This window comes from Pseudomonas sp. SWI44 (assembly GCF_002947915.1).
Classification (GTDB): Bacteria; Pseudomonadota; Gammaproteobacteria; order Pseudomonadales; family Pseudomonadaceae; genus Aquipseudomonas; species Aquipseudomonas taiwanensis.
This window is the reverse complement of sequence record NZ_CP026674.1, coordinates 5,135,133-5,159,532: the sequence shown is the minus strand read 5'-3', so window position 1 is coordinate 5,159,532 and position 24,400 is coordinate 5,135,133. Positions and strand designations below refer to the sequence as shown.

Genomic DNA, 24,400 nt, shown 5'->3' with positions numbered 1-24,400 from the left:
TTGCAAGGAGTACTCATGACCCTCGCCTCAGTCGTTATCGTCGGTGCCGGCCAAGCCGGATTCCAAGTGGCCGCATCGCTGCGCCAGGAAGGCTATGAAGGCCGTATCACCCTGATCGGCAATGAACCCGGCCTGCCCTACCAACGCCCACCACTGTCCAAGGCCTACCTGCTCGGCAAGATCCAGGAAAACAACCTGCTATTCCGCCCGGCCGAGTTCTACGCCACCCAGCGCATCGAGCTGCTGCACGACCCGGCCACCGCCATCGACCGGCTCAACCGCCGCGTCGTGCTGGCTTCCGGCACCGCCCTGAGCTATGACCATCTGATACTGGCGACCGGCGCGCACAACCGCCCGCTGCCAGTGCCTGGCGCGGAGCTGCCTCAGGTGTTCGGCATCAAGACCAAGGCCGATGCCGACGCCCTGGCGCCGCTGGCCAGGCAGGCGCGCAACGTGGTGGTGGTCGGCGCAGGCTTTATCGGCCTCGAGTTTGCCGCGGTAGCCGCCGCCCAGGGTGCGCAGGTGCATGTGCTGGAGCTGGGCGAGCGCCCCATGGCGCGTGCGGTGTCGCGGGAAATGTCCGAGTTGTTTCGCCAGGCGCATGAGCAGTGGGGCGTGCACTTCGATTTCCGCCAAGGCCTTGCCCGCATTCTCGACGACAACGGCAAGGTGTGCGGCGTGCAAACCGCAGATGGCCGCACCCTGCCGGCTGACCTGGTGGTATTCGGCATCGGCGTTATCCCCAATACGCAACTGGCCACCGAGGCCGGCCTGGACATCGAGAACGGCATCAAGGTGGACGCCCACCTACTCACCTCTGACCCACAGATTTCCGCACTCGGTGATGTGGCCAGCTTTCCATGTGTACAGAACGAAGAGCAGCACACCCGACTCGAGTCGGTGCAGAACGCCATCGACCAGGCGCGTACCGTGGCCGCGCGCCTGATGGGTAAGCCCTCGCCCTATACCGCCCTACCCTGGTTCTGGACCGATCAAGGCGACCTAAAGCTGCAGATCGCCGGGCTGTCCAGCGGCTACGACAGCACGGTTGTGCTCGGTTCTGCCCATGACCGGCAACTTTCGGTGCTGTGCTTTCGCAATGAGCGCTTGGTGGCTGTGGAGTCTTGCAACCGCCTGGGCGACCACATGGCCGCGCGCAAGATTCTCGCCCGCGCGCCCAGGCTGACGGCGGCTCAAGCAGCAGCCGAAGGTTTCGACCTCAAGACTTGGGAAGCGGCTAACCGCGACTGACAGCCCTCACCCACATCTCGCCGCACTGTACCCCCAAGGGCCCAGCGCGGCGTTTGCGCAACCTGATGGAGCGATGCAATGAACAAGGTCTGGTTTGTTACCGGTGCGGGCCGCGGGTTGGGCGCCGCCATTGCCAGGGCGGCATTGGCGGACGGTGACTGCGTGGTGGTCAGTGGCCGGCGCCTGGCGCACCTGCAAGGCATGTTTGCCGAGTACGGCGACCGGGTGCTGGCGGTGCCCCTCGAAGTCAGCAATCAAGCGCAGGCATTGGCCGCCGTGGAGCAGGCAGTGGCCCGCTTCGGTCGAATCGACGTGCTGGTCAACAACGCCGGGTATGGCCAACTGGCACCCTTCGAGGACAACCTGCCGAGCGATGCCGAAAAGCAGTTCGCCACCAATGTGTTCGGTGTGTTCAACGTGTGCCGCGCCGTGCTGCCGGTGATGCGCGCACAACGTAGCGGCCACCTGTTCAATGTGTCGTCCATGGCCGGCGTGTTAGGCATGGGAGGCGCCGCACTATACTGCGCCTCCAAATTCGCGGTGGAGGGGTTCTCCGAATCCCTGGCCCAGGAGGTAGCGCAGTTCGGCATCAAGGTCACGCTGGTGGAACCCGGGGTGTTTCGCACCGACTTTCTCGATGCCAGCTCCGCAATGTTCGGTGAACGCGGGCTGCAGGACTACGCCGCGTTCACGGCCAAGGTCAAGGCTGCGTCGGCTGCCGGCAATCATCAACAGGGCGGCAACCCGGCGAAGCTGGGCGAAGCCCTGGTGCGCCTGGCCAACACCGACCAGCCACCATTGCGCTACCTGGCCGGTTCCGACGCCTACGGCCAGATCAGCGTCAAGCTCACCGGAATGCTCGCTCAGATAGAAGCCTGGCGCGAGCTCTCCTGTTCTACCGATGGTTCTACTGGTTGATGAAGTAACGCACGGACAACCGCCCCCCTTCGAACCGGTACAGCTCGATCGTCTCTATGCCACCGTCCTGCTCGCGAAAAGCGTTCAAGTGGTGGCACGCCACTTCATTGCCATTGATGATGCACTGGCGTACCTCGACCCGAACTTTGGGTTGCTGTTGCGCCCACATGCCCTCCAGCACCTGCCAAGCGTCATGCTGCGGCTTGCCAACATACTCGATACTCAAGCCATTGGGTGACACGCTGCGGTAGTGGGCAAAAAAGCCTTCCTTGTCGCCGCGGTTCCAGCAGTCGACCTGGCCGTGCAGAAAGTCTTCGATCACGTGTTTGTCCATTGTCATGTAAGGGTCGTCCCTAGGCAGTTTGTTGTTTGAGCTGACGCTGCAGCGCTTGAAATGCCGGTTCCATTCTCAGCCACAGCAGAATGATCGGGCCGATGATGGCGCAGAAGAAGCAGCTCACCAGTACTGCCGAATAGCTGCCGTACACATCGAACAGGTGGCCGAAAAGCATCGGCACCATGCCGGACACGATGGTGATCAGGCACAGGTGCAGGCCAAAGATGCGCGCGTAGTCCTTCAGGCCGAAGTAGCGCGCCATCAGAAACGCCGCCAGGTCAAACTCGGCGCCGGCACTGGCACCGATGCACAGGGTCGCCAGCATCAACAGCGGTACGTGCTGCGAGCCGCCAAAAAAGAAGATTGCGCACCCCAGTGCCGGTAACGCAAGGCTCACCGCCGCCACCAGCGACGGCGAGTAGCGGTCCAGCAGGTACCCCACCAGCAGGCGCCCGCCAATGATCGAAATGCCGAACGTACTGAAGATCTGGCTGGCCTGCTGCGCGCTCAGGCCCTTGCTTTGCAGCATCGGCACAATGTTGGTGACCATGCCCACTGTCAATGACACTGATAGGATCAACGCGATATTGAAACCCCAGTACTTGCCCGAGCGCAGCGCCTGTCTGAAGCTCATGCCCGACAACGACGGTTGCGGCTGCGCCGTCAAAGGGTCGGCCGCGGCGACCTCGACCGGCATGCGCAACCACATCAACGCCAGCGGCAGCGTGAACAGCAGCGGCATCGCCCCCAGGGCAATGAAACCGGCCTGCCAGCCATAGGCACCTATCAGCCGGGACAATAACGGAGGCAGGATCATCGCCATCAGACCGGTGCCGCACAGGATCACCGCCAGGGCCAGCCCCCGGTTACGCTCGAACCACAGGTTGACCAGCTGCGTCCAGGTGATGGCGATGGTACCGGCACAGACGATCGGCATGCTGAAGAACGCCAGGTACAACCAGGCGATTGCCCCCTGGATCTGGGTGATGGCGAAGTAGCCGACGATCTGCAGCATGATCGAGACGATGGCGACCCGACGCAGGCCGTAGCGCCGATACAGCCAACCGACCATCTGGGTGGAGATGGCCACCCCGGCGAACAGAAAGGAAATCGAGGCCTGCAAGTCGCCCCGGCTCCAGCCGAAGGCCTGTTCCAGCGGAATCACCAGGGTGCCGAACGCATACAGCAAGGCGGCGGTGATGCTGGTGCAGATGCCGAACAGCCCCAACAGCACCACGCGCCAGCCGCGCCTGAATTCGGAAAAATCGTTGCCAGCGCGTTGGCGCTCACGTGTGTCTGTAGTCATGCACTTTCACTCCCGTAGCAGCGCGGCGCGTTACTGGCCCTTGAGGATTTCTTCGACCTTGGGCAACGCCACCATGGTGGCGCCCCCGTCCACCAGCAACGAGGTGCCAGTGATATACGACGCCTCGTTGGAGGTCAGGAACAGCACCGCATTGGCAATGTCGGCAGACTCGCCCAGACGCCCGACCGGAAAATGCGCCGCCAGCTTGTGGGGCAGCTCCTCGCCCAGGGTTTCGAGCATGTGATCAGTGCCAATAAGGCCGGGCTCGACCACGTTAACCAGAATGTTCATGGCGCCGAATTCCACCGCCAGCCCACGGGCGAAGGCATTCATGAAAGCTTTGCTGGAACCATAGGCGATCAGCCGCGGGGTGTATTTGCGGTTGGCTTCACCGGAGGAGATAAAGATCAGCCGGCCCTTGTCGGGGGCCTTGGACAGGTACGGCGCGCTGTCCTTGGCCAGCCAGAACAGCGACTGGATATTGCTGCGCACGATGTGATCGAACGCGTCGTCCGGCATCTCGGCGATCAACCCGTGACGGGTGTCGGCGGCACAGTGCACCACGATATCCAGGCCGCCGAACTGCGCCACGCCGCCCTCGACCATCGACCTGATGGCATCGCGGTCGGCAATGTCGCCGCCCACCAGGCATGCCTGGGCGCCCAGTGCGCGGATCTGCTCGACGGTGTCTTCACCGTAGCGCGCAGTACGTGCCGAGACCACCACCCGCGCCCCTTCGCGCGCGTAGGCCAGTGCAATCGCCCGACCCATGCCACGACCCGCACCGGTTACCAGTACTACTTTGTCGCGAAACTTCATCGCGGTTCCCCGTTGTTGTTATTGGTTGAGGGTTTTGCTTTATGCATACGCCTGCCCACCGAGGCAGGCGCACAGTGCAGCGTTACAGATCCTTGCCAGGCACATTACGCGCCGAACCGTTGCGCCGGTCAGATTCACCCCAGCCCAGCCAGTGCGACGGCTCACGGGTATCGCCTACCCGACGCCAGCGCCCTTCCTGCTGGGCAGTGATCGGGAAGCCGCCGACAAAATCCATCATCTCGCCCCGCTCGTCCGGCAGGAACTCCCATTCTTCCTTGCCTTCCAGCACGATCCGCGCCGACTTCAGGAAGTAGCTACCGTCCTTGTGCTCGGTCTGGCCTTCGATGTCGGTGGTCACCCGCACTTCGCCTTTTTCATTGTTGAAGAAGGCATAGCCGAGATGGTCGTGGCCGACCATGAACGAGCCGGTATCCCAGGTGCCGTCCTTGTACACGGTGACGAACGACCACCAGATCACGTGCTTGTTGTTGTTCACCACCAGGTCTTTCTTGAAATGGATGGCGCCGCCTTCAGCCATGTAGAACTGGTCCAGCGCCAGCGCACCTTTGACCGGCCGACCCTCGCATACGCCCGCCACATCCCACAACTGCGAAACATAGAACGTACCCCACTCCACGCCCGGCAAGTACCATTGCAAACCCGGCCCGAGCAGGCGACCCTCGATAGCGAACAGGCCCTCCTCCTTCCAGGTCAGGCGTTCGCTGCTGGCAGTGATTTCCCAGGCATTGCCCGGTTCCCCCGGTTGGCTGGCCCAGCGCGCGGTATCACCGTCGAGGCTGTGCACGGGCATGGGCGTTAGCGCCTGTTTGGCCATCTTCTCGTGGTCCATGCGCAGGTTGACCTTGTCGACATGATTGTTCAGGTAAAAGAACTTGGTCGGGTTCGGCGTGCCGTTGGGGGCCATCAGCGAGCGAACGAAGGAATAGATGTTGCCTTGCTCATCGCGCACCGATCCGAAGGGTGAGCTCTTGCTCAGGTGCAGGCCGAAAAAGCCGCGCTCGGCCGACATCGAGGCGCCGCTTACCTTGTGCGGGCCCACCAGTTGCTGGAAGCCGAAGTCGCCGCGCTCTGGAATGGTCTTGAACGTTCTCATAGTGCCCTCTGTTGTTTTTGTAAGGCCGTAAAGCTAAATGTGGTATCCGAGGTAGGCTCAGTCCCAGATCACTGGCAACCTGGATACGCCGCGCAGCTGCGCGCCGCTAATCATCGGCAGCGGTTGGCTGGGGTCCAGGCGCAGGTTGGGCAACAGGTCGAGGATGGCGTTGACCGCGCAACTGATCTCGACCTTGGCGACAAACTGGCCGATACACATGTGCGGACCGAAACCGAAGCCGAAGGAAGGCTTGGGCTTGCGGTCGATGTCGAACACGTCAGGGTTTTCGAAGGCGTCTTCGTCGCGGTTGGCCGATACCACCATGCACTGCACGAACGAACCCTTGGGGATTTTTACGCCATGGAATTCGACGTCCTTGGCCGTCTCGCGCACCTTGAAGGTGGCCACCGGCTCGAAGCGCGTGGTTTCGTCCATCAGCTTGGCAATCAGGCTGCGGTCGGCCTTGACCCGCTCCAGCAGGCCCGGCGTGGTCAGCAGCAGGGTCATGACCGAGCCGAACATGCGCGTGGTGGTTTCACCTGCCGCCGGCAGCAACGAGCGAGTAAAGGTGATGACCTCATGGTCGTTCAGCGTGCGCCCCTCGTATTCGGCGCGCAGTAGGCGGCCCACCACGTCGTCGCCCTGGCTGCCCGCCTGACGGCGTTGCACCACCACTTCGGCCAGCGCGTCGTATAGCCCTTTAACCGCGATCCCGGCCTGGCGGCGCGCCTCGACCATCTTGCTCGGGTCGATCTGATTGCCCCCCACGATGGCCAGTGCCCAGGCCGCGTACTGCTTGTATTTGGACGGGTCGTCGGAGGGAAACCCCATCAGTGCGTACATGATGCGAATCGGCAGCTCCAGGCCGAACTTCATCAGGTCGGCCTTTTTCGCCGGCAGCATCGGATGGATATATTCCTCGCGGATCACCTGGTCGATCTGCGGACGCCACTTGTTGACCGTTTCGGGCATGAACGCCGGTTGCAACAAGGCGCGCACCTTGCGGTGCTCGTCACCGTCCATAGCCAGGATGATCAGTCCATCAAAAAACGCACCAAGGCCCTCAGCGATGAAACCGTTGGTGTAGGTGGCGCCGTCGCGCAGCACGCTCATCACGTCCTGGTACTTGAACAACGCGAAGGTCGGGCGCGTGCCCTGCTGAGTGCCCGCATTGGTCGGCACGCCGAACTGGGTGATGAAATCGCCTTCGTAGATGGGTGATTTCAATCGTTGCTCGCGGCACACCGCGTGAATGTCCAGATCGGTACCGCGGTACATTTCCGACACGGCGTTGTACGCCGTTGCCAGGTCCAGGGCTGCACTTTCGTTGCTCATCAGGATCTCCTGTGTTGTTTTTATTCTTGCCTGCGCACCGATATTTCTGCGCTTTACGTAGGATGTATCGCCTGCCAACCTATGGTATGCCCTTGTCTGTAAGGGGCGGCTCCGATTCGTTTGACTCGGGGTCAAACGAAGGCAGCCGGGTAAATGCTTCAAGGTGTGAACAACAAGGGCCAACACCGGCATGAGGAGTCCAGGGTGGTAGTCAAAGCAACAGACGGTGTCGAACAGGGCAAGCGCAGCACGATGAAACGGCTGCTCGCGGCTGCACGTGTCGAGTTCGCCAAGAAAGGCCTGGCTGGGGCACGGGTGGAAGAAATAGCTCGGGAGGCCGGCGTCACCAAACAGCTGGTCTACCACTACTACGGTTCCAAGGAAGGCCTGTTCGTAGCGGTACTGGACGAGTCGTCGAGCCACATCATGTCCGAGCTGGTGAACCTGGAGGTCGAGCAACTGCCACCGCCTGTGGCGCTGCGTGCCGTCCTCAATCACTTCTTCGACCAGTACCGGCTCGACCCCTTCCTCGGCAGCCTGGCGCTGGAGGGCATTCGCTATCACGACGCCCACGAAACACCTCGTAATCATTTCCAAGAAATGGCGCCGGCACTGATTGCCAAGCTCGACGCCATCCTACGCAGGGGCGCCGCCAGCGGGGATTTTCGCGCCGACATCAACCCACGCCTGCTACTGGCCTGTGCCTCGCTGGTGACCACGGGCTGGTTCACCAACCGCTATTCGATGTCGACCCTCGCTGGCCTGGATACCGACTCTGCCGAAGGCATGATTACCTGGCGCCAATACTCGGCCGACTTCGTCATTGCGAGCCTGTCTCTGAACGCAGAAAAGAAAAACGGCAGCCTCTGACGGCTGCCGGTTTCGTCTGTCTGCGGCCCCTGTAGACGGGGCGCTTTTCAGCGCCGCGACTTGCTCAGGTAGCGGCTGACCCGCCTGGCCGCCAGCCGGCCTGCCATGCCATTGACTCCACCCCCAGGATGGATGCCCGCACTGCCCAAGTACAACCCCGCCACCGGCAGCGTATCGCCACCCAGGCCGTGCGCCGGGCGCATGGTGCTGGAGCGCATCGAAGTGGTATCGATATGCACCACGCAACCATTCACGGTATTCAGGCGCGCGGTGAAGTCCGGGGCAGCCTCGATGCGTCGGCCGATGATTTGCCCCTCGATACCGTCGACATAGGCGTACAACTGCTCGATCACCTGATCAGCCACTCGCTCACGCAGGGCATCCCACCCTTCATTCGGGTTGACCGGCATCACCGGTGGGTAGATGTACAGCACATCCTGGCCCTCAGGCGCCTGTGACGGGTCGGCGGCGCTGGGTACGGCCATGGTGATGTAGGGCAAGGTCGGCACTTCGGCCCGCGCACAGGCGGCAAAGTTCTCCAGCACGGCCTCTTCGGTGCCGATCAGCAGACAGGTGTTGCGCAAGTCGACACCATCGCCGCGCACCGCCTCGAAGCGTGGCAGCGAAATCTGCCCGCGTAGGGCCACATCCACCTTCAACGGGCCCGAGCCCTTGGCGTTGGCCGGGGCCATGGCGATGCGGGTCAGCAGATGCTTGGGAAGCTGACCGGCAGTGACCATCTCCAGCGCCGGCCGGGGGTGGCAGCCGGCAATCACGGCGCGGGCAGAGAAGGTACGGCCATCGGCCAATTTCACGCCTTTGACCACGCCGTCACTGGCCACGATTTCACTGACGCTGGCCGACACCAGCACCTGGCCGCCCAACGCCTCCAGGCGGGCCCGCATGGCATTGCTCAACTGCTGCATGCCGCCCATCACCCGCCCCACACCGAAGCGGTGCAGGAACCCTAGCAGGGCGTAGTAGATGCCACCGCCGTCGGCTGTGATGTCGCCCGCAAGCCCGGTAAGCGCGCACATCGCCGAGCGGGTGATCGGATGCTCGAATCGTTCGCGCGCCGCCTGCAGAGCCGACCCAGTCATCAGCGCCATCAGTTCGGGCTTCAGGGCCCTATGCCTGATTGCTGTGGCGACCATCCGCAGCTTGACCCCCAGGTTGGCCTTGGCCGGATCGACCCGCATCATCGGCAGCGCGATCTCCAGGAACAGGTCGATGACCTTCATGAATTCAAGAAACGCGTCGGCGTCGCGGGTGCTGAAGCGGCGGATCTCGGCAGCGGTACGCTCGCGGTCACGCCAGAAGATCAGCGATTGGCCGTCCGGGTGCAGATACACATACCCCGGCGCCAGTTCCACCGATTTGAAGCCGTGTTGCTCCAGGCCAAGCTCCGCCGGCACGTGGGCGTGCACGCGCATCGACATCATGTCCAGCGCGCAGGGGTGAACCAAGTGCTGCGGCGCCTCAGGTATCAGGTAGCCCGAGGAGGCCATGCCACCCACCTTGTCCAGGGCTTCGAGCACCAGCACTTTCTTGCCCTCCATGCCCAGGTAGCAGCCAGCAGATAGGCCATTGGTGCCCCCGCCGACCACGATCACATCAAAATCAGGGTTTACTGCGGATTGCGTCTGGTTCATCACATGCTTCCAAGTCGAAGGTCAGCTGCGGCGACGCAGGTACGCGTCGCCGCGGGGGTCACATGCCAGTTCTGCCCATCTGCGCGAATAGCGAGCGCATGGCCACCAATGAAGGGGTGTGGGTACTGAACCCGCCATCGGCCACCAGTGTGCTGCCGGTAACGAAGGACGACTCGTCGCTCGCCAGGAACGCCACGACATCGGCGATCTGGCGCGGGGTGCCTAGTTCGGCGGTACAGTGGTTGTCGCGCAGGATGTCTAGCAACGCCGGCGGCATGGCGTGCTCGGAGGGCGCCAAACCGATCTGTACGGCATTGCCGCGAATGCCCTGCTTGCCGTACTGCGAGGCCACCATGCGCGGTAACATCATCAGGCCGGCCTTGGAGGTAGCGTATCCGGTCAGGGACATGTCACCCTGCATACCGAGCCCCGAGGTGGCGAAAATGATCGAGCCCTTGCCCAGTTCCAGCATGGCCGGGATCACGTGCTTGGTGCACAACACCGCGCCGCGCAGGTTAACGGCGATGGCGCGGTCCCAGGCCGCCATGTCGAGATTGACGAAATCGCGGTCTGCCTGGCGCTGCTCAGCATTGAGGATTGCCGCATTGTTGTGCAGTACGTCGATACGACCAAACCGCTGCCTGACCTGGGCAACCATCGCCTGGACGTCGGCCTCCGACGACACGTCGGTGCGAATCGCCAACGCCTGGTGCCCTTCGTCGAGCAACGATTGGGCAACCGTCGTGGCCCCGTCCAGGTTGATGTCGACCACGGCGATGCTCGCACCATGGGAGGCGAGCACGCGGGCGCATTCTGCCCCCAACCCGCCACCGGCGCCCGTGATGATGGCCACCCGTCCTGCCAGCTTGCCTGTACTCATGTGGATTTCCTTGTTGTAAGTGAGCCCGTCACTCGCCGGTGAAACGCGGCTCACGCCGGTCGCTAAAGGCCTGGGCAGCCTCGCGCGCGTCGTGGGTAGGTGCCAGCAGCGCGAACAAGTCGAGCTCCAGGTTCAGTCCGCTCTTGAGGTCCAACTCCAGCGCGGCACGGGCCGCCTGCTTGACGAAGGCCGATGCGGTGGGCGGCTTGGCGGCGATACGCCGGGCAAAGGTCGTGACCTCCTCCAGCAGGCCGTGGTTATCGCTGGCCACCCGACTTACCAGCCCGATGCGCTGCGCTTGTGCTGCATTCATGCGATCACCAGAAAGCAGCATGTCCAGTGCCTGGCCCGGTGCGACCACACGCGACAGACGTTGCGTGCCGCCGCCACCGGGGATCAGCCCCAGGCCGGTTTCCGGCAGCGCAAACACCGCATTGGGCGCCGCGAAGCGAATGTCGCAGGCCAACGCCAGTTCCAGCCCGCCGCCCATGCAGTAGCCGTGGATGGCCGCGATCACCGGCTTGGCGATACCGTCCAGAGCTTCGATCCAGCGCACCTTTTCCATGCGCTGGCGAACCTGAAGGCTGGATTCAGGGCCACGGCGTTCCTTGATGTCGGCGCCGGCGCAGAAGCCGCGCTCGCCTTCACCACGAATCACGATCACGCGAATCTCGGGATCTTGCTGCAGCAGGGTCAGCGCCTGCGGTACCCCCTGACGAATCGCGTCATTGATGGCGTTGATCTGGTTGGGGCGAGTCAGTACCACCCAGCCGACCCGTGCGTCACACTCCACGCGCACCGCCTCGTTGATCACCTGCTCGCTCAGCGCTGTGCTCATGCAGGGCACTCCTCAAACTCGAACACCTGACCATTGAGCTCTTGCGGGTCGACCTTGATCAGCGCCCGGCCGTCCACCGCCTGCGATGACTCAACCCACTCAAAACGGGTGCCGCGGGCGCGCAGGTCCTCGGCCTTGGCGGCCAAGTCGTTGACGCCGATGCGGATGTAGTAAGGGCCCGGCCCCCAGTTGTTGAGGTAATGGCCGGCATCAGTGTTCCAATAAGTGGCCTCCAGTACATCGAGGGTGGCGCTGTTGGGCACGCTGAACCCCATGCGTGCACGGCGATATCCTTCACCGGCGATATGCTCTACCGGCCCGCTCGGTTCCCAGTCCAGGTTGGTGGAAATCTTGCGCAGAGTTTCATCCAGGTCTCGCACCAGGAACCCACGGGCGGTCACGCGCACCATGTCGCCGGGCTTGAGATCTCGCGGCTTGACCGGCGGCAGTTGGTAGGTTTCGGCCGGCATCTGCAATGGCTCGGTCGGCATGATCTCGATGCACAGGCCCCCATCCACGGACGGCTGGTAACAGGGCTTCTCGGGGGTCGCACCGAGCCATAGACGATCGAATGGCATTTCCGGGGTACGCTGCGCCATGCGAAAAGGCAGGCGACGGCGCATCAGCTTGTCCACCAGCGCATCGAACTTGTCACCATGCAGCGCCAGCACGATGGAGTGGGTCAGCATGGGCCGATGGCGGCCCTGGTAGTCCTTTAGACTCTCCAGGAACTCATGGAACAGCGGGTCGCCCGGATTGGGGCGATCCAGGTGCCACTGCGGCTCAATGCGCGTGGGAGACACTGCCAGAGACTTGTGCACCCGCAGAAAGTGCGCAATGTACGGGTGATTGTCGAACGCCTGGCGCCAGCGTTCATGCTTGTAGATACCGAGCTTGTCGACCAGTATTTCCGTCATGGCGTCCGGGTCCGGCACCATCATGTCGGCACTCATCAGTAATTCGAACATTTCTCTCTCCTCAAAGGGGTTGGCAAGGCCTATACCCGGCCTTTTCAGTCAGCGGGCACGCCGCGTACGGTGGGCGCGGGCAATGCATGGCGTTTGGCCACGCTTGCAGGCTTGTCGGGGCGCTGCTGCACGCGGGCCTCGTCAAGATCCAGGGTGGTCCCGGCCTTGGCGTTGCGTCTGGGGTTGAGCAGGTAATGTGACAGTGCCGGGATCAGGACCAGCGCCCCGAGCATGTTCCACAGGAACATGAAGGTCAGCAGGATGCCCATGTCGGCTTGGAACTTGATGGGTGACCAGGCCCAGGTAATCACCCCGGCCGCCATGGTCAGGCCGACCAGCGCGACCACGCGGCCGGTGAAGTCCAGCGAACGACGGTAGGCGACTGCCAGGCTGGCGCCGCGCTCTTGCACCGCCAGCTGTACGCTGAGTAGGTACAGCGCATAGTCCACGCCGACACCGACGCCCACCGCAATGACCGGCAACGTCGCGACCTTCAGGCCGATGCCCAACCACACCATCAGCGCCTTGCAGATGATCGTGGTCATCAGCAGAGGGATCAGCGCAACCACCGTCGCGCGCCAGCTGCGGAACGTCAGCAGGCACAGCAGCGCCGTTGCGCCGTACACCGCCAGGTACATGGTGATGATGCCCTTCTCGACCTCGATGTTGGTTGCGGCCTCGATGCCGGCATTGCCCGCTGCCAGCAGGAACTCCACTGGGTTATCGGCGTCCGCAATGGTGTTGTTTTCCTTGGCGAACGCTTCCGATACTTTCAGAACCCGGCTCAAGGTGTCTGCCTTGTGATCGGCCAGGTAGGCGATCATTGGGGTAACCGAACACTGCTGATTGGTGATTCCAGGGGCGGAAATCATTGCCGCATCCACCGCCGCGTTGGTAATGGCCTGGTCGCGACTGATACTGAGCCATTTCGGGCTGCCCTCGGCCATGCCCGAACTGATCATGCGCACGGTTTCGGCCAGAGACTGGGTGGTCTGCACCCCCGGAGTCCGGTTAAGCTGCCAGGCCAACTTGTCCATGCGTTGCAAAGCCTGGTAAAGCCTGCAACTGTCTTCGTCGGTTTTCATGATGACCACGAACTGGTCACTGGAGAGCCCGTAATTCTGGGTAATGAAGGCATTGTCGCGGTTGTAGCGCGAGTCCGGGCGCAGCTCGGGAGCCCCTGGATCCAGGTCGCCCACCTTCAGGTGCATCATCACCATGCTGCCCAGCAGTGTCACCACCAGCGACAAAGCAATGATCGCGGTGGCCATCGGGCGCTCCGTAAAACGGTCCAGGCCACGCCAAACACGCCCCAAAATACCTTGTCCGGCCTCCCCCGCCTGGTCCTTGGCGATTGCGATGCGCGCGGCTTTGGCACTCACGCCCAGGTACGACAACGCCACCGGAATCAACAGCAACTTGGTGAAGATGAGTACCGCCACACCGATGCTCGTGGTCAGGGCCAGATCGCGGATCACTGGGATGTCGATGATGACCAGCACTGCAAAACCGACGATATTGGTCAACAGCGCGGTGAGCCCGGTCAGGAACAGGCGACGGAACGTGTAACGCGCCGCCACGTACTTGTGTGTACCGCGGCCGATGTCCTGGAGAATGCCGTTCATTTTCTGGGTGCCATGGGAGATGCCAATGGCGAAGATCAGGAACGGCACCAGAATCGAGTAAGGGTCCAGATCGTAACCCAGCAGTTGCATCAGCCCCAGCAGCCAGACCACGCCAGCCACCGCTACGCCTACCAGCAGCAGCGTACTGCGCAGGCAACGGGTGTAGAAGTAAACGAACACCCCTGCAATCACTACCGAGGCACCAAAGAACAGCATGACCGAATACAGACCATCGATCAGGTCGCCCACCAGCTTGCTGAAGCCAACGATGTGGATGCCGATCTTGTCGCTCTCTAACGCGCGAATCTTCTCTTCGAGCTGTTTGGAGAACACGCCGTAGTCCAGCGGCTCGCCGGTTTGCGGGTTGGTATCGAGCAGCGGTGCCACTAGCATGCTCGACTTGCTGTCGTTGGCCACCAGATTGCCGATGATGCCGGCGCGTGTGATGTTACGACGCAAGGCCTGGATGGATTGTTCGCTGCCGTCGTAGTCCGATGGCATCACCGCCCCGCCATCGATGCCCTCCTCCGTGACCTCCTTCCAGCGTACGATGGGCATCCACAACGACTTCATCCATGAGCGGTCTACGCCAGGAATCAGGTACAACATGTCGTTGACCTTCTGCAGGGCCAGCAGATAGTCGGCGTCGTAGATATCGCCCGTCTTGTTCTCGACCACCACACGAACGCTGTTCCCCAGGCCCGGCAACTGGTTCTTGTAAGCCAGGTAGTTCTTGATGTACGGGCTGGAGCTTGGAATCATCTTTTCAAAGCTGGCGTTCACCTGCAGCTGTGCAGCGAAGAAGCCCAGCACCACGGTGGCGAGCAGGCAGGCAACGATGACCAACATGCGGTTACGGAAGATCACCCGCTCAAACCAGCCGCCGGAGCTTTTATCGAAGTCCTCCAGGTGGGTGATCACTGGCATCCCGCTGTTGAATTTTTGCTCGACCATGTTTTCTTTCTCGTTAGGGAATCGTGCCGACGGCGTCAGTTAGCCCGGGCGATATCGATGACCTTGGCACCGGCAAAGCGTGCCACCACTAGCCGCCCGGCCTGCTTCGTGTCGCTTGCTGCATACACCTCGCCCACGCGCGTTTGTACCAGCGGAGTGACCTTGAGACTGTGGAGATCCAGACTGACCAGTTGCCCGCCCTGGCTCACCATCACTAGCGCCGGTCCTTGCTCCACAATGCTGACCAGGCTGGTGTCGATCCCGGTTTCTATCTGCTGCCACTGCTGGCCATCATCAACACTTGCGAACAAATTGCCGCGCAGCCCGTAGGCCAGCAGCAGGTTTTCAAAGGCGGCGATGCCAAAATAGGTGCCGGTGTAGGGCGTCTCGATTTTTTCAAAGCGCTGTTGGCCAGGCTCAAGGCGCAGCAATACACCCTGTTCTCCGCTGATGTAGAACGTGCCATTGCGCTCCGCCAGTCCATACAAATGCATTCTGCGTGGGTTGTCTGCGCGCTCGAGCCAGGGTTGCCAGGTGCTGCCGGCATCCTCACTTCGAAGGATCATGCCAAAGGCACCTACGACGAAGCCGCGACCGCTGGCGTCGAATAACACGTCCAGCAAGGGCGCCGGTATCACAGCGGGTGTCGCGGACGTAGCCACCGCGCGGTTTACCTCCTGGACCAGATCGCCGGCTTCCTGGTCGCCCTGTTCGGCCCGCCGGCCATAGACACTGCCAAGCAGGCTGAACAACTTGCGCCCATCCATCTGCACGACCCATGTGGCGCCGCCGTCACTGCTGTGCAACACCACTGAGTCGTGGCCGACAATCCAGCCGTTTCGCGCATCGATGAAGCGCACTTGAACGAAGTCACTGGACACCGGACTGGGGACTTGCTCCCAGCTGGTGCCATTGTCGTGGGAGCGTTGAATCAGGCCGTGCAGGCCGACACCGACCAGCACGTCGCCGGCGCGGGCCACGCTGATCAACGGTGCGGCCAGCGGCTGTGCGAGTGTCGGCGCCTGCATTTCAAGCGGATCAATGGTGGGCGTGCCAGCCTGGGTTGTCCCCATCATGGCCAGCCACAAAGGAATCAGAGCCGCACTCAACAAGTGCACACTCAAAGAATTAGGTCTTGCTAGGCCTTGGCTAATCATTGTTTTTATCCTCACCATGCCAGAGTCGCCCTGCTACCCGACAACAAGCGCCACTCATTGCCGGGCTCAGGAACAACGTTTTCAACTGCGAACCACTTTGCACGCGCGCAGCTCACAACCAGCCCGGAGGGCTTAGCGCTGGGTCTCCCGCGCGACAATTGCCTCGGGGTTCATGTCCCGTTCGGTTCGTGGTGTATCGACGAACTTGTAGCCGCCCTTCAACCCGTCGTTGAGCAGCGCCCACATGCCTTTGTTGAAGTCATATACGACGTTTTTCACGTTGTACGGCAAGTTTTTGTCGTACAACTGCACACCACTGAGGAAGATCGCGCGATACAAGGCACCGCTTTGGTCCCAGGCGTCGTACAGCCCAATCCCAAAGGTGTCCTCGTCTAGGTAATAAGTACGCTTGCTGTAGACGTGTCGCTTGCCCGGCTTGAGCGTGGCCTCGACAACCCATACACGGTGCAACTCCCAACGCTCGCACGCCGGATTGGCATGGTGCTTAAGGAATTGCTCGTCCTGGTTGCACTCGAAGTAGAACTTGTAGGCGTTGTAAGGAATGAACATCTCCTTTCGGCCCACCAGCTTGTAATCGAAACGGTCCTGACTGCCCGAGAACATTTGCAGCTCATCGAACAGCGTAACCCCGCCTTGACTAGCGACTGGCGTATCGAAAGCAAACTCCGGCGCCAGCTTCACCCGCCGCTGGCCAGGCGAATAACTGAAGGCTCGACGCGCTTTGGCCGCAGGGTCCAGATAATCGTTGAGTACGGTGACTTCACCCGAACGGCGTGCCGGATAGTTGTTCAGTGAATACACACGGGCATACATCATTGGATCGCGGTCGGCCTGCGTAGGCTGATAGTAGGGCTGCTCTTCGAACGTGGCTTGCTCGGCAGCCTTGGTCCGCTGACCATTCGCATCCATCACCCAGCTATTAGAGGAGCTGGTGGTGGAGTACCCGGGGCCGATCTTGTATCGCAGTTGCTGGTTCCAGATAACCTCGTTGCCAGTCTTCGGAATCGGGAATGGCAACCCTCCACGGCAGGCCGGGTCGACTGCCAGCCCGTCTCTCTGTGTGTTACAAGTGGTGGCGTTGCGTACCGTGGCATCCAACACCTCCTTTGGATATGCCGTGGTGCGGTGGCTCGGATAGATATCGAAGTAGTACTCCGGGTATTTCTTGAGGATTTCCTTTTGTCCTTCACTGAGCTTGTCAGCGTATTGGGCCATATTCTGCGAAGTGATGCGGAACAAGGGTTTCTCATTGCGGAATGGATCGGCCCAGAACCCGCTGTCTGGTTTGAAATCTGGCGGTGCAGTACGCAACCCGCCATCGTAGGCAGGGATCGTGCCCTCTGCATTTCCCTCTTTGATCGCACCGAAAAGGGTCAGGGTTTTACCTAGCTGCGCCGCTTCCTCCGGGCTGACCGCGGCCACGCTGCAGGTAGCGATGCCGAACAGCGCCAGGGACAAGGCCAATTGTCTTTTCATTCGGGCAGTCTCCGTTTTTATTGGATTTGTTCAGAAGGAGGTTTTGAATGTGAATGCCAACCAGCCCCGGTCTGTGTTACCAACGCCGCCATTGCCGCCGACGGTGCCATTTGCCAGGTTCTTGGGTTGGGCGCGGGTATCGGCATAACGTAGGCCGAATTCATACTGTTGCTGATAGGTGAACTTCACACCAGCCGACCAGGACATCGCACCTTCACTGCCGCCCCCAGCCGAGGCAGCGTTACCATGAATGCCATAGTTGATGGTCAGAGGTACGTCCATGTCCCAAGATGGGAAGATGCTCAGGTATTGCGGCGTGTAGTTGACTGCCACCGCGTAGTAGTCGCGCGTCGAGCAACCATCGGACGCGTCGCCGGAGCCGGCGACACCGGGTGTACGGGCGTCCGTACAGGCGGCATTGCCCTTGTACTTGAACAACTCGTCATGCTCGGTCACCTTGACCAGGTGACTGTAGGCAAACTCGCCAACCAAGGTCGCGTTATTGGCAATGAAGTTGCGTGGCATGCCATACACGGCGTTAGCGATAAAGTGGATGGTGTCACCACGCGGCCCCTCGTCATCCAGCGTGCTGACACCAGTGGCGTTCAATGCGCCGTTCTTGCGGTATGACAGCTCCGTGCCCACGGCCACCGAATCGAACACACGAGCAAAACTGATACCGGCAAGCTTGACCCCGCGGGGGTACACGACGCGGTACTCACCCAGGTTCGCCTTGACCTGCGGTGCGAGCCAAGGCTGATAGTCGTCGAACTGGCGGTAGTAGAAGCCGAAGGTCGATTCGATCGCCTCAACGTTGTATTTGGCCATCACGCCCCAGTTGGCATTACTGTCGCGACCATACTTGGAGGAGGCGCGCTTGAGTGCCCCAGCACCGGCTGGCATCTGATCCGGACCTTCGAACAGGAAGTCTGCACCGCCGAAGTAGGTCCCGCCGTAGGGAATACGGGTGTAGTCCCACTCATAGAAGTACTGGCCGGCGATGGAAAGATGATCAGTGACCTGGGCCTTGGCAGATATCTGGCCGATGGGCAGAAATACTTCTTTTGTCTCGATACCCGGGCTGGTAGCGGCTTTTACACCGTCGCTCGGGGCCTGAGAGTAGGAAACTGAGTGTGCACCGAACAGCAGGCCCTCGCCCCAGTAGTTGGTATGGCGACCGATCTTGACGTTAAGCGGTGTATCGCCTACCTGAAAGTTTTTCCACACGAACGCATCGAGGATTTCACCAGAAGGTCCTCTGACATAGCGCTTGACCTCATCGCTGTAGTGACCATTTTCGTAGCTGGTCTGGCCACCCACCTGGCTGTGGACCTTGGTGTCACGGTAGGCATTGTCGTACCAGCCAGCAGCACTCAGGCGTGCCCCCCATTCGTTCAGGTAGGAGAAATCCACTTCGCTCAACACATCGAGTCGATTTGTAACGATATCGCCTTTGTCGAATTTGCTGTCGGACTCGTCGTAGGTCGGGGTCCGCATGATGCGGTGGTCTTGGTCTTCCATGCGCACGCCCAAGTTGTAGCGGACGGTATTGTCCCAACGCAGGCGGTAGTCAGGGTTGCTCAGGTCAAACGAAACAGCGTGCGCTCCACTCATCCCGCCGAGCACTGCCAGCGCTATCGCGCTGCGGCTAAACACATGCCTTCCCTGCTTGGTCATGTCTTTCATACGGCACCTTTTATTTTTATTTTCAGTCGTTTGTATAAGGCCAAGTACTGGCTACAGCCGTGCTGACGTACTGCTACCTCACCTGCCTAAGCAGCTCGGGTGAGCTTGTCGGCAGGTTTCACCGGTGAAGCGCGCCCATGGCTTGATTTCAAATTAACCGAGAAAAACAAATAATTCCATATAAAGATTTCAATTCTGTATTTAGAATCTCAGTCGATTTTTTTGTTGCCGCTGATCGCCCCCGGTGTCCGAGGGCATGGAGAAAAGCATGGTCAATACTGCACACAAAAATGCTAACTGTTCAATTATGTTTTGCTCAACCGGCTTTTTTCCGGTAAACAAGCCACTGAAGACACCCGCAACGTGCCTGCGTCAATCCAACAAGAATCACAAGGAGCTTGCCCCGCATGAACATCGATCTGAGCGGAAAACGCGTGATTGTCACTGGTGCTTCACGCGGTATAGGCCTAGCGATAGCCCGTGCCTTCGCACTGGAAGGTGCCCGTGTGGCCATCTGCGCACGTAGCTTGGCGGCCGTCCGCGAAGCGGAAGCACAACTGCAGGAACATGCGCAGGCGGTACTGGCCCGAGCCGTGGATGTCACGGACACTCAGGGTGTTCAACATTTCGTCGGTGAGGTAGTGCAGACCTGGGGAGGCGTGGACATTTTGGTAAATAACGCGGGCCAGGGGCGTGGGGGCAACCTAGAGACCCTCACGCCGGAAGTCATCCTTGAACACGCCAATGTGTTGCAGATGGGGCATTTTCGCTTCGTCCAGGCTGTGGTGCCGTTCATGCGGCAACAGCGCTGGGGGCGGATCATCGAGATCAATGCCCTGGCCGGCACCGTGCCGACACCCGACGGGATCCCTTCGGTGATCAACCGTGCATCATGTGTAGCGCTTTCGCGCTCGCTGGGCATGTCGCTGGCCAAGGACAATATTCTCGTCAATAGCCTGAACATGGGCTGGATCGACACTGGCCAGTGGGACCGCCACTACAAGGAGATGGGCCCCGGGGTCAGCCGTGAGGAGTTCGATGCGATGGTTATGAAGGTGGTGCCGATCGGCCGTTATGGCAAACCGGAAGATGTTGCAGGCATGGTGTTGTTCCTTTCCAGCGAATACGCCAGTTTCATCAGCGCGGCTTCGATAGACATTGCCGGGGGCATGGGTGGCCAGATTGCCTACTTCCCGACACTCAAGCGTGATTTTGCCGCGGCACTGGCCGCTCGAAACACCGACAGCCACTAGAGCGCCCGTAATGAAGCTGCTGTTTCCAGTGCTTGCCACACTGATCTGGGCTGCCAGTACCGTGGTCAATCGCCTGTCGGTGGGGGTGATAGATCCCGCGGCCATTTCGTTCTATCGCTGGTTGACCGCATTGCTGGTGTTGTCACCAGTCATGCTGCCCAGGGTCTGGAGAATGCGCCAGAGGATACGGCCATACCTGCCCAAACTATGGCTACTGGGATTGCTCGGCATGTCGCTGTATCAGTCTCTGGCCTACTTTGCTGCACATACGGTCAGTGCCACCTCAATGGGATTGATCCTGGCGACCATGCCCTTGCTGACGGTACTGGTAGCCTTCCCGCTGCTGAACACACGCCCCACCCTGCCGTTACTGACAGGCACGGCAGTTTCATTCGCAGGGTTGGCATGGTTGCTGACCGCGGGCCACCTGCCATCGCTCTGGCAGCGCGGGGTGGGTCTGGGTGAATGGCTGATGCTGCTGGCGTCACTGTCCTACGCCCTGTATTGCGTGCTGGTGAAGCGCTGGCAAATCCCCCTGCCCACCTGGGAAAGCCTTTATGTACAGATACTCTGCGGCACGTTAATGCTGGTACCGCCGTTTTTGCTTACATCATCGATGGCCCTAAGCGCTCAGAGCTTGCCGCTGGTTTTGTTTGCTGGCCTATTCGCTTCGGCGTTGGCACCGGGCCTGTGGATGCAAGGCCTGCAACGCCTGGGCCCGGAAAAAACCGCGGTACTGATGAATCTGGTCCCTCTCTTTACCGCAGCCTTGGCGATTGGGTTTCTCGGAGAGACATTGCACCTGTATCACGCGGTAGGCGGCGGCCTGATTCTGCTGGGGATTGCCCTGGCCCAATGGCAACCCGTACGGGTCACCGCAAGCACCCTGCCCTAAACCACCAGCAGTCGGTTGCGCAGCGCGTCCAGGCCGCAACGATCCATGCCGCTGAAGCGCGCCAGGTAGTGCTCCAACCCGCCATATTCAGCCTCGATCACCGCATAAGCCGCATTCAGATACTCAGGCCGAGCATCCAGCACCACATTGATCGCCGCTTCGCTGACCGGCTGGCCCACCATGCGGCTAACAGCAGTGTGCATGGCCTGCTGACACTGGGTATCCAGCTGGCAGAACCGCCGCGCCGAGCGCAGGTAGTCCGCCATGATCTGTCCATGTTCGACCCCAAGCGCATGCAGCAAAAGCGCTACTGCCACACCCGTGCGGTCCTTGCCGGCAACGCAGTGAATCAGTATCGAGGGCTCTGGCACCGTAAATAGGCTGAACAGCGTCGGCATATGCCGCGCCAGCAGTCCTGGCAACCTCCGGTACACCCCCAGCATCATGCGCTGCGCGCCCTCCACCGCCGGATTCTCGGCCAGCATCTCGGCGATGCCTGGGTCCGCTCGCAAGTCCCCCTCGATAGTCAGATGAACCTGTTGCAAACCCACAGCCGGCAAGCCACTGGGATAACACTCGCGCTCGCCCGCACTGCGCAGGTCACACACGACCTTCAGGCCCAAACACCGTAATACCTGCCAGCTCGCGACCGACAGCCGATGCAACTGGTCCGAGCGTAACAGGCTATGGCCTGCGATCCGGCGACCACACAGGGTGCGCATGCCTGCCAGGCTGCGAAAGTTATCTAACCCTGGCAGGTGCAGCACGTGCGTTTTGACCATGTTCAATCCTCCAACAGGTGTGCATACGCTGGCGTCAGCGGACGAGCGCCCTCGCCCAGCACCGGAGTACGCCGTGGCTTGCGTCCGTGTGTCAGCAGGCGAAGCGTGTCGAAGTCTTCGGCGGCGGTAAAAAATCGCTCCACCATCGGCAATCCTGACTGTCCCCAGTCATCCATGTTCGACATCCATGTCTGCATGCCCCACACCGGCCAACGCCGCAGTTGCTCCCAGGCGGCGTGCTGGTCGAGTACACCAACCGCTCCCAGACTGATCAACTTCTCGCGGTACACCTGCAGCAGCCGTTGCGCATCGGCGCGGCGTTCTTCTATCGTCAACGCGCCGAGCATGAAGTACGCCACATCGCGCCACGGCCGCCCGCGGCGTGCCAGTTGCCAGTCGAGCCAGATGCGTTGCCCATCACCACGCTGAAAACTGTTGCCCTGGTGCGAGTCGCCATGGATCAAGCAGATGGGCGACGTCTGCGCCCGCTCGAAAGCAGCCAACTCATCGAAGGCATGGCTGAACAGCTCTGGCGTCTCGTACATCCAACGGGGTAGCCGCTGCCGGTAGTCGTCCTTGCGCAGGTTGACCTTGATGTAGTTGTACATACGCAGCAGGCCATCGTTGTCTACCGGGTTGGCCATCGACACTGGAAGCCAGCCCTGGCGGTGCAAACGCGGTTCGGCCCAGCTCGCGGCATGCAACGTGGCTAAAGACTCCAGACCCTGGGCGACACCATCCACGCCCAGGTGGTCAGTACTGTGGCCGAATTGCCCGGCCGCCAGCCCAAGATCCTCCATGACCACCACGCCGCGACCACCGCCATCGGCGTCCCAGTCAGTGAAATACGTGGCAGGCAAAGGCGCACCGGACCACGCGCGGGCCAGATGATAGAAACGCGCCTCCAATTCACAGATATCGCCGCTCTCGAAGCCTTCCGACCAGTTCGACTTCAGGCAGACATGCGACGGTATCCCCGCACGCTGGCCGACCTCGTTCAGCTCGAGCCTGGCGCGCAGCTTGGTGGTATGCCCATTGCGGACCTCCACCACCGCCAACGCCTGCACCTCGATACCGGGGTAACACGGCTGCAGCAGTTGCGTCAGCCAGGCGGCGCTGATGTCGCCGAGTTGCCGCGTCAGCCGCCCGACACGTTGCGGATAAGGCCGCCCAGCACTCATCGCCAGCAGGCTGCGCGTCATGGCGTCACGGCACGCGCAGCGTGGGCCGGCACTTTCAGTTTGAGCAGTTCGATTGCGTTGCCGCTGCGGATCCGCTCGCGGTCCTCCACCGATAACCCCAGCCCGGCGGTCAGGTCACCGTGGTCATAGGCCCCACCAAAGTTTGTGCCGTACAGCAAGCGTTCAGCGCCCACCACTTCAGCGACACCGCGACGCAAACCAGGTGCGTGCACGTCGAGATCGAAGTAAAAGTTCTGCAGATAGTCCAGCAGCGGCCGCTGGTTGCGCGTATCAGGCGCCATCGCTTGGTTGAGCTCGCTGAGTCGGCCCAGCTGGAAGATCGCCATGCCCCCCGCATGGGTGATATAGGTCTTCAGGGTTGGAAAGACATCCAGTGCTCCACCACAGATCAGGTACCAGAAAAACAAGGTCTCATCGACGCAATCACCCACGATGGAGGTCGTTTCGAACTTGTCATCAGTGTGTTTCTCGCCCCAGTAGATCGACTGGTTGAAGCCATGCACCATGATCGGTACATCCAGCTGTGTGAGCTTCTCCCACACTGGGAACAACTGCTCGTCATGAGCTTGCAATCCGTTGAAGTTGGCACCGCCTACGCATACACCCTTGGCCCCCAATTGGGTTACCGCTCGCTCGATTTCCTTGGCGGCGTTGCGTGGGTCGGCCAGATTAGCATGGCACCAGAAGTCGAAATGGTCAGGGTCGGCGCGGCAGAACGCTGACATCTCGTCGTTGCAGATACGCGCGTACTCGTTGGCAAAATCACCAGCCCAATACATGAAGCAATGCGAAGGCGTGGAGACCACCAGCTTGTCGACACCCCGCTCGGCCATCAGCTTGCGACGACTGGCGTGGGTCATGCGCGCCAATAGGTTGACTTGCGCCTCAGCGTCGCTCGTGGCTTTGGCCGGCTGCTTGGTGCCGAGGGAAAAATGGCCAACAGTCAACCCCTGCACCTTCATGAAGGGGCCCCAGAATTCGTGGCGGTTGAGCATACCCTCTGTCAGCAGGTGGGCGTGTACATCGATCAGCATGGCATTCTCCTTGTTTTAATCGGCCAG

At 61.0% G+C, this 24,400-nt stretch carries 21 protein-coding genes; 5 read left to right on the top strand and 16 right to left on the bottom strand.

The window, feature by feature from the left end:
- The first annotated feature begins 15 nt into the window (after positions 1-15).
- Positions 16-1,251: an NAD(P)/FAD-dependent oxidoreductase gene (locus tag C4Q26_RS24365; protein ID WP_104883771.1), complete on the top strand. Its 1,236-nt coding sequence runs from the start codon at positions 16-18 to the stop codon at positions 1,249-1,251.
- Positions 1,252-1,329: 78 nt separating this feature from the next.
- The gene (locus tag C4Q26_RS24360) at positions 1,330-2,169 is read left to right on the top strand and encodes an SDR family NAD(P)-dependent oxidoreductase (protein ID WP_054573044.1); all 840 of its coding nucleotides are present in this window, start codon (positions 1,330-1,332) and stop codon (positions 2,167-2,169) included.
- Here the strand turns inward: C4Q26_RS24360 and C4Q26_RS24355 are convergent.
- The 5 genes from C4Q26_RS24355 to C4Q26_RS24335 all read right to left on the bottom strand — a co-directional run bounded on the left by C4Q26_RS24355 (position 2,159) and on the right by C4Q26_RS24335 (position 7,080).
- Positions 2,159-2,509, bottom strand: coding sequence for a nuclear transport factor 2 family protein (locus tag C4Q26_RS24355; protein WP_046785904.1), 351 nt, complete (start codon positions 2,507-2,509; stop codon positions 2,159-2,161). The genes C4Q26_RS24360 and C4Q26_RS24355 overlap by 11 nt on opposite strands.
- A gap of 13 nt (positions 2,510-2,522) precedes the next feature.
- Positions 2,523-3,812 (bottom strand): MFS transporter, encoded by a 1,290-nt coding sequence (locus C4Q26_RS24350; protein ID WP_104883770.1) that lies wholly within the window; start codon positions 3,810-3,812, stop codon positions 2,523-2,525.
- 30 nt (positions 3,813-3,842) lie between these two features.
- On the bottom strand, positions 3,843-4,631 hold the full coding sequence (locus tag C4Q26_RS24345) for an SDR family NAD(P)-dependent oxidoreductase (protein WP_054573042.1): 789 nt from the start codon (positions 4,629-4,631) through the stop codon (positions 3,843-3,845).
- A gap of 82 nt (positions 4,632-4,713) precedes the next feature.
- Entirely contained in the window at positions 4,714-5,745 is a 1,032-nt protein-coding gene (locus tag C4Q26_RS24340) for a hypothetical protein (RefSeq protein ID WP_104883769.1), read from the bottom strand.
- Between the two features lie 57 nt (positions 5,746-5,802).
- Complete coding sequence (locus tag C4Q26_RS24335; RefSeq protein WP_169774697.1) at positions 5,803-7,080, bottom strand: cytochrome P450; 1,278 nt, start codon at positions 7,078-7,080, stop codon at positions 5,803-5,805.
- Between the two features lie 204 nt (positions 7,081-7,284).
- On the opposite strand from C4Q26_RS24335, the gene C4Q26_RS24330 reads away from it, so the two are divergent.
- Positions 7,285-7,950 (top strand): TetR/AcrR family transcriptional regulator, encoded by a 666-nt coding sequence (locus C4Q26_RS24330; RefSeq protein ID WP_054573070.1) that lies wholly within the window; start codon positions 7,285-7,287, stop codon positions 7,948-7,950.
- A 47-nt stretch (positions 7,951-7,997) separates the two neighbouring features.
- On the opposite strand, the gene C4Q26_RS24325 is transcribed toward C4Q26_RS24330, so the two are convergent.
- The 8 genes from C4Q26_RS24325 to C4Q26_RS24290 all read right to left on the bottom strand — a co-directional run bounded on the left by C4Q26_RS24325 (position 7,998) and on the right by C4Q26_RS24290 (position 19,207).
- A complete protein-coding gene (locus tag C4Q26_RS24325; protein ID WP_046785901.1) occupies positions 7,998-9,602 on the bottom strand; it encodes an NAD(P)/FAD-dependent oxidoreductase in 1,605 nt (534 codons plus the stop codon).
- 58 nt (positions 9,603-9,660) lie between these two features.
- Entirely contained in the window at positions 9,661-10,482 is an 822-nt protein-coding gene (locus tag C4Q26_RS24320; RefSeq protein ID WP_046785900.1) for an SDR family NAD(P)-dependent oxidoreductase, read from the bottom strand.
- Positions 10,483-10,510: 28 nt separating this feature from the next.
- Positions 10,511-11,320, bottom strand: a complete 810-nt coding sequence (locus tag C4Q26_RS24315; protein ID WP_104883768.1) for an enoyl-CoA hydratase/isomerase family protein — start codon at positions 11,318-11,320, stop codon at positions 10,511-10,513.
- Positions 11,317-12,288, bottom strand: a complete 972-nt coding sequence (locus C4Q26_RS24310; RefSeq protein ID WP_046785898.1) for a lactoylglutathione lyase — start codon at positions 12,286-12,288, stop codon at positions 11,317-11,319. Before C4Q26_RS24310 ends, C4Q26_RS24315 begins: the two co-directional genes overlap by 4 nt.
- A 44-nt stretch (positions 12,289-12,332) precedes the next feature.
- Complete coding sequence (locus C4Q26_RS24305) at positions 12,333-14,867, bottom strand: RND family transporter (protein WP_104883767.1); 2,535 nt, start codon at positions 14,865-14,867, stop codon at positions 12,333-12,335.
- A 35-nt stretch (positions 14,868-14,902) separates the two neighbouring features.
- Positions 14,903-15,943 (bottom strand): YCF48-related protein, encoded by a 1,041-nt coding sequence (locus C4Q26_RS24300; protein WP_256583320.1) that lies wholly within the window; start codon positions 15,941-15,943, stop codon positions 14,903-14,905.
- Between the two features lie 213 nt (positions 15,944-16,156).
- Positions 16,157-17,521 (bottom strand): DUF1329 domain-containing protein, encoded by a 1,365-nt coding sequence (locus C4Q26_RS24295; RefSeq protein WP_046785895.1) that lies wholly within the window; start codon positions 17,519-17,521, stop codon positions 16,157-16,159.
- A 30-nt stretch (positions 17,522-17,551) separates the two neighbouring features.
- Complete coding sequence (locus C4Q26_RS24290) at positions 17,552-19,207, bottom strand: DUF1302 domain-containing protein (protein ID WP_046785894.1); 1,656 nt, start codon at positions 19,205-19,207, stop codon at positions 17,552-17,554.
- A 407-nt stretch (positions 19,208-19,614) separates the two neighbouring features.
- Between C4Q26_RS24290 and C4Q26_RS24285 the strand changes: the two genes are divergently transcribed.
- Positions 19,615-20,460: an SDR family oxidoreductase gene (locus C4Q26_RS24285; protein ID WP_104883765.1), complete on the top strand. Its 846-nt coding sequence runs from the start codon at positions 19,615-19,617 to the stop codon at positions 20,458-20,460.
- A 10-nt stretch (positions 20,461-20,470) separates the two neighbouring features.
- Entirely contained in the window at positions 20,471-21,355 is an 885-nt protein-coding gene (locus C4Q26_RS24280) for a DMT family transporter (RefSeq protein ID WP_104883764.1), read from the top strand.
- Here C4Q26_RS24280 and C4Q26_RS24275 read toward each other — a convergent pair.
- The 3 genes from C4Q26_RS24275 to C4Q26_RS24265 are packed head-to-tail and all read right to left on the bottom strand — an operon-like array spanning position 21,352 to position 24,373.
- Positions 21,352-22,137 carry a tyrosine-protein phosphatase gene (locus C4Q26_RS24275; RefSeq protein ID WP_104883763.1) on the bottom strand — a complete coding sequence of 262 codons (786 nt, stop codon included), beginning with the start codon at positions 22,135-22,137 and terminating at the stop codon, positions 21,352-21,354. The two genes, C4Q26_RS24280 and C4Q26_RS24275, sit on opposite strands and share 4 nt — an antisense overlap.
- A 2-nt stretch (positions 22,138-22,139) precedes the next feature.
- The gene (locus tag C4Q26_RS24270) at positions 22,140-23,339 is read right to left on the bottom strand and encodes a phosphotransferase family protein (protein ID WP_104883762.1); all 1,200 of its coding nucleotides are present in this window, start codon (positions 23,337-23,339) and stop codon (positions 22,140-22,142) included.
- A complete protein-coding gene (locus C4Q26_RS24265) occupies positions 23,336-24,373 on the bottom strand; it encodes an amidohydrolase family protein (RefSeq protein WP_075045774.1) in 1,038 nt (345 codons plus the stop codon). Before C4Q26_RS24265 ends, C4Q26_RS24270 begins: the two co-directional genes overlap by 4 nt.
- Positions 24,374-24,400 lie beyond the last annotated feature (27 nt).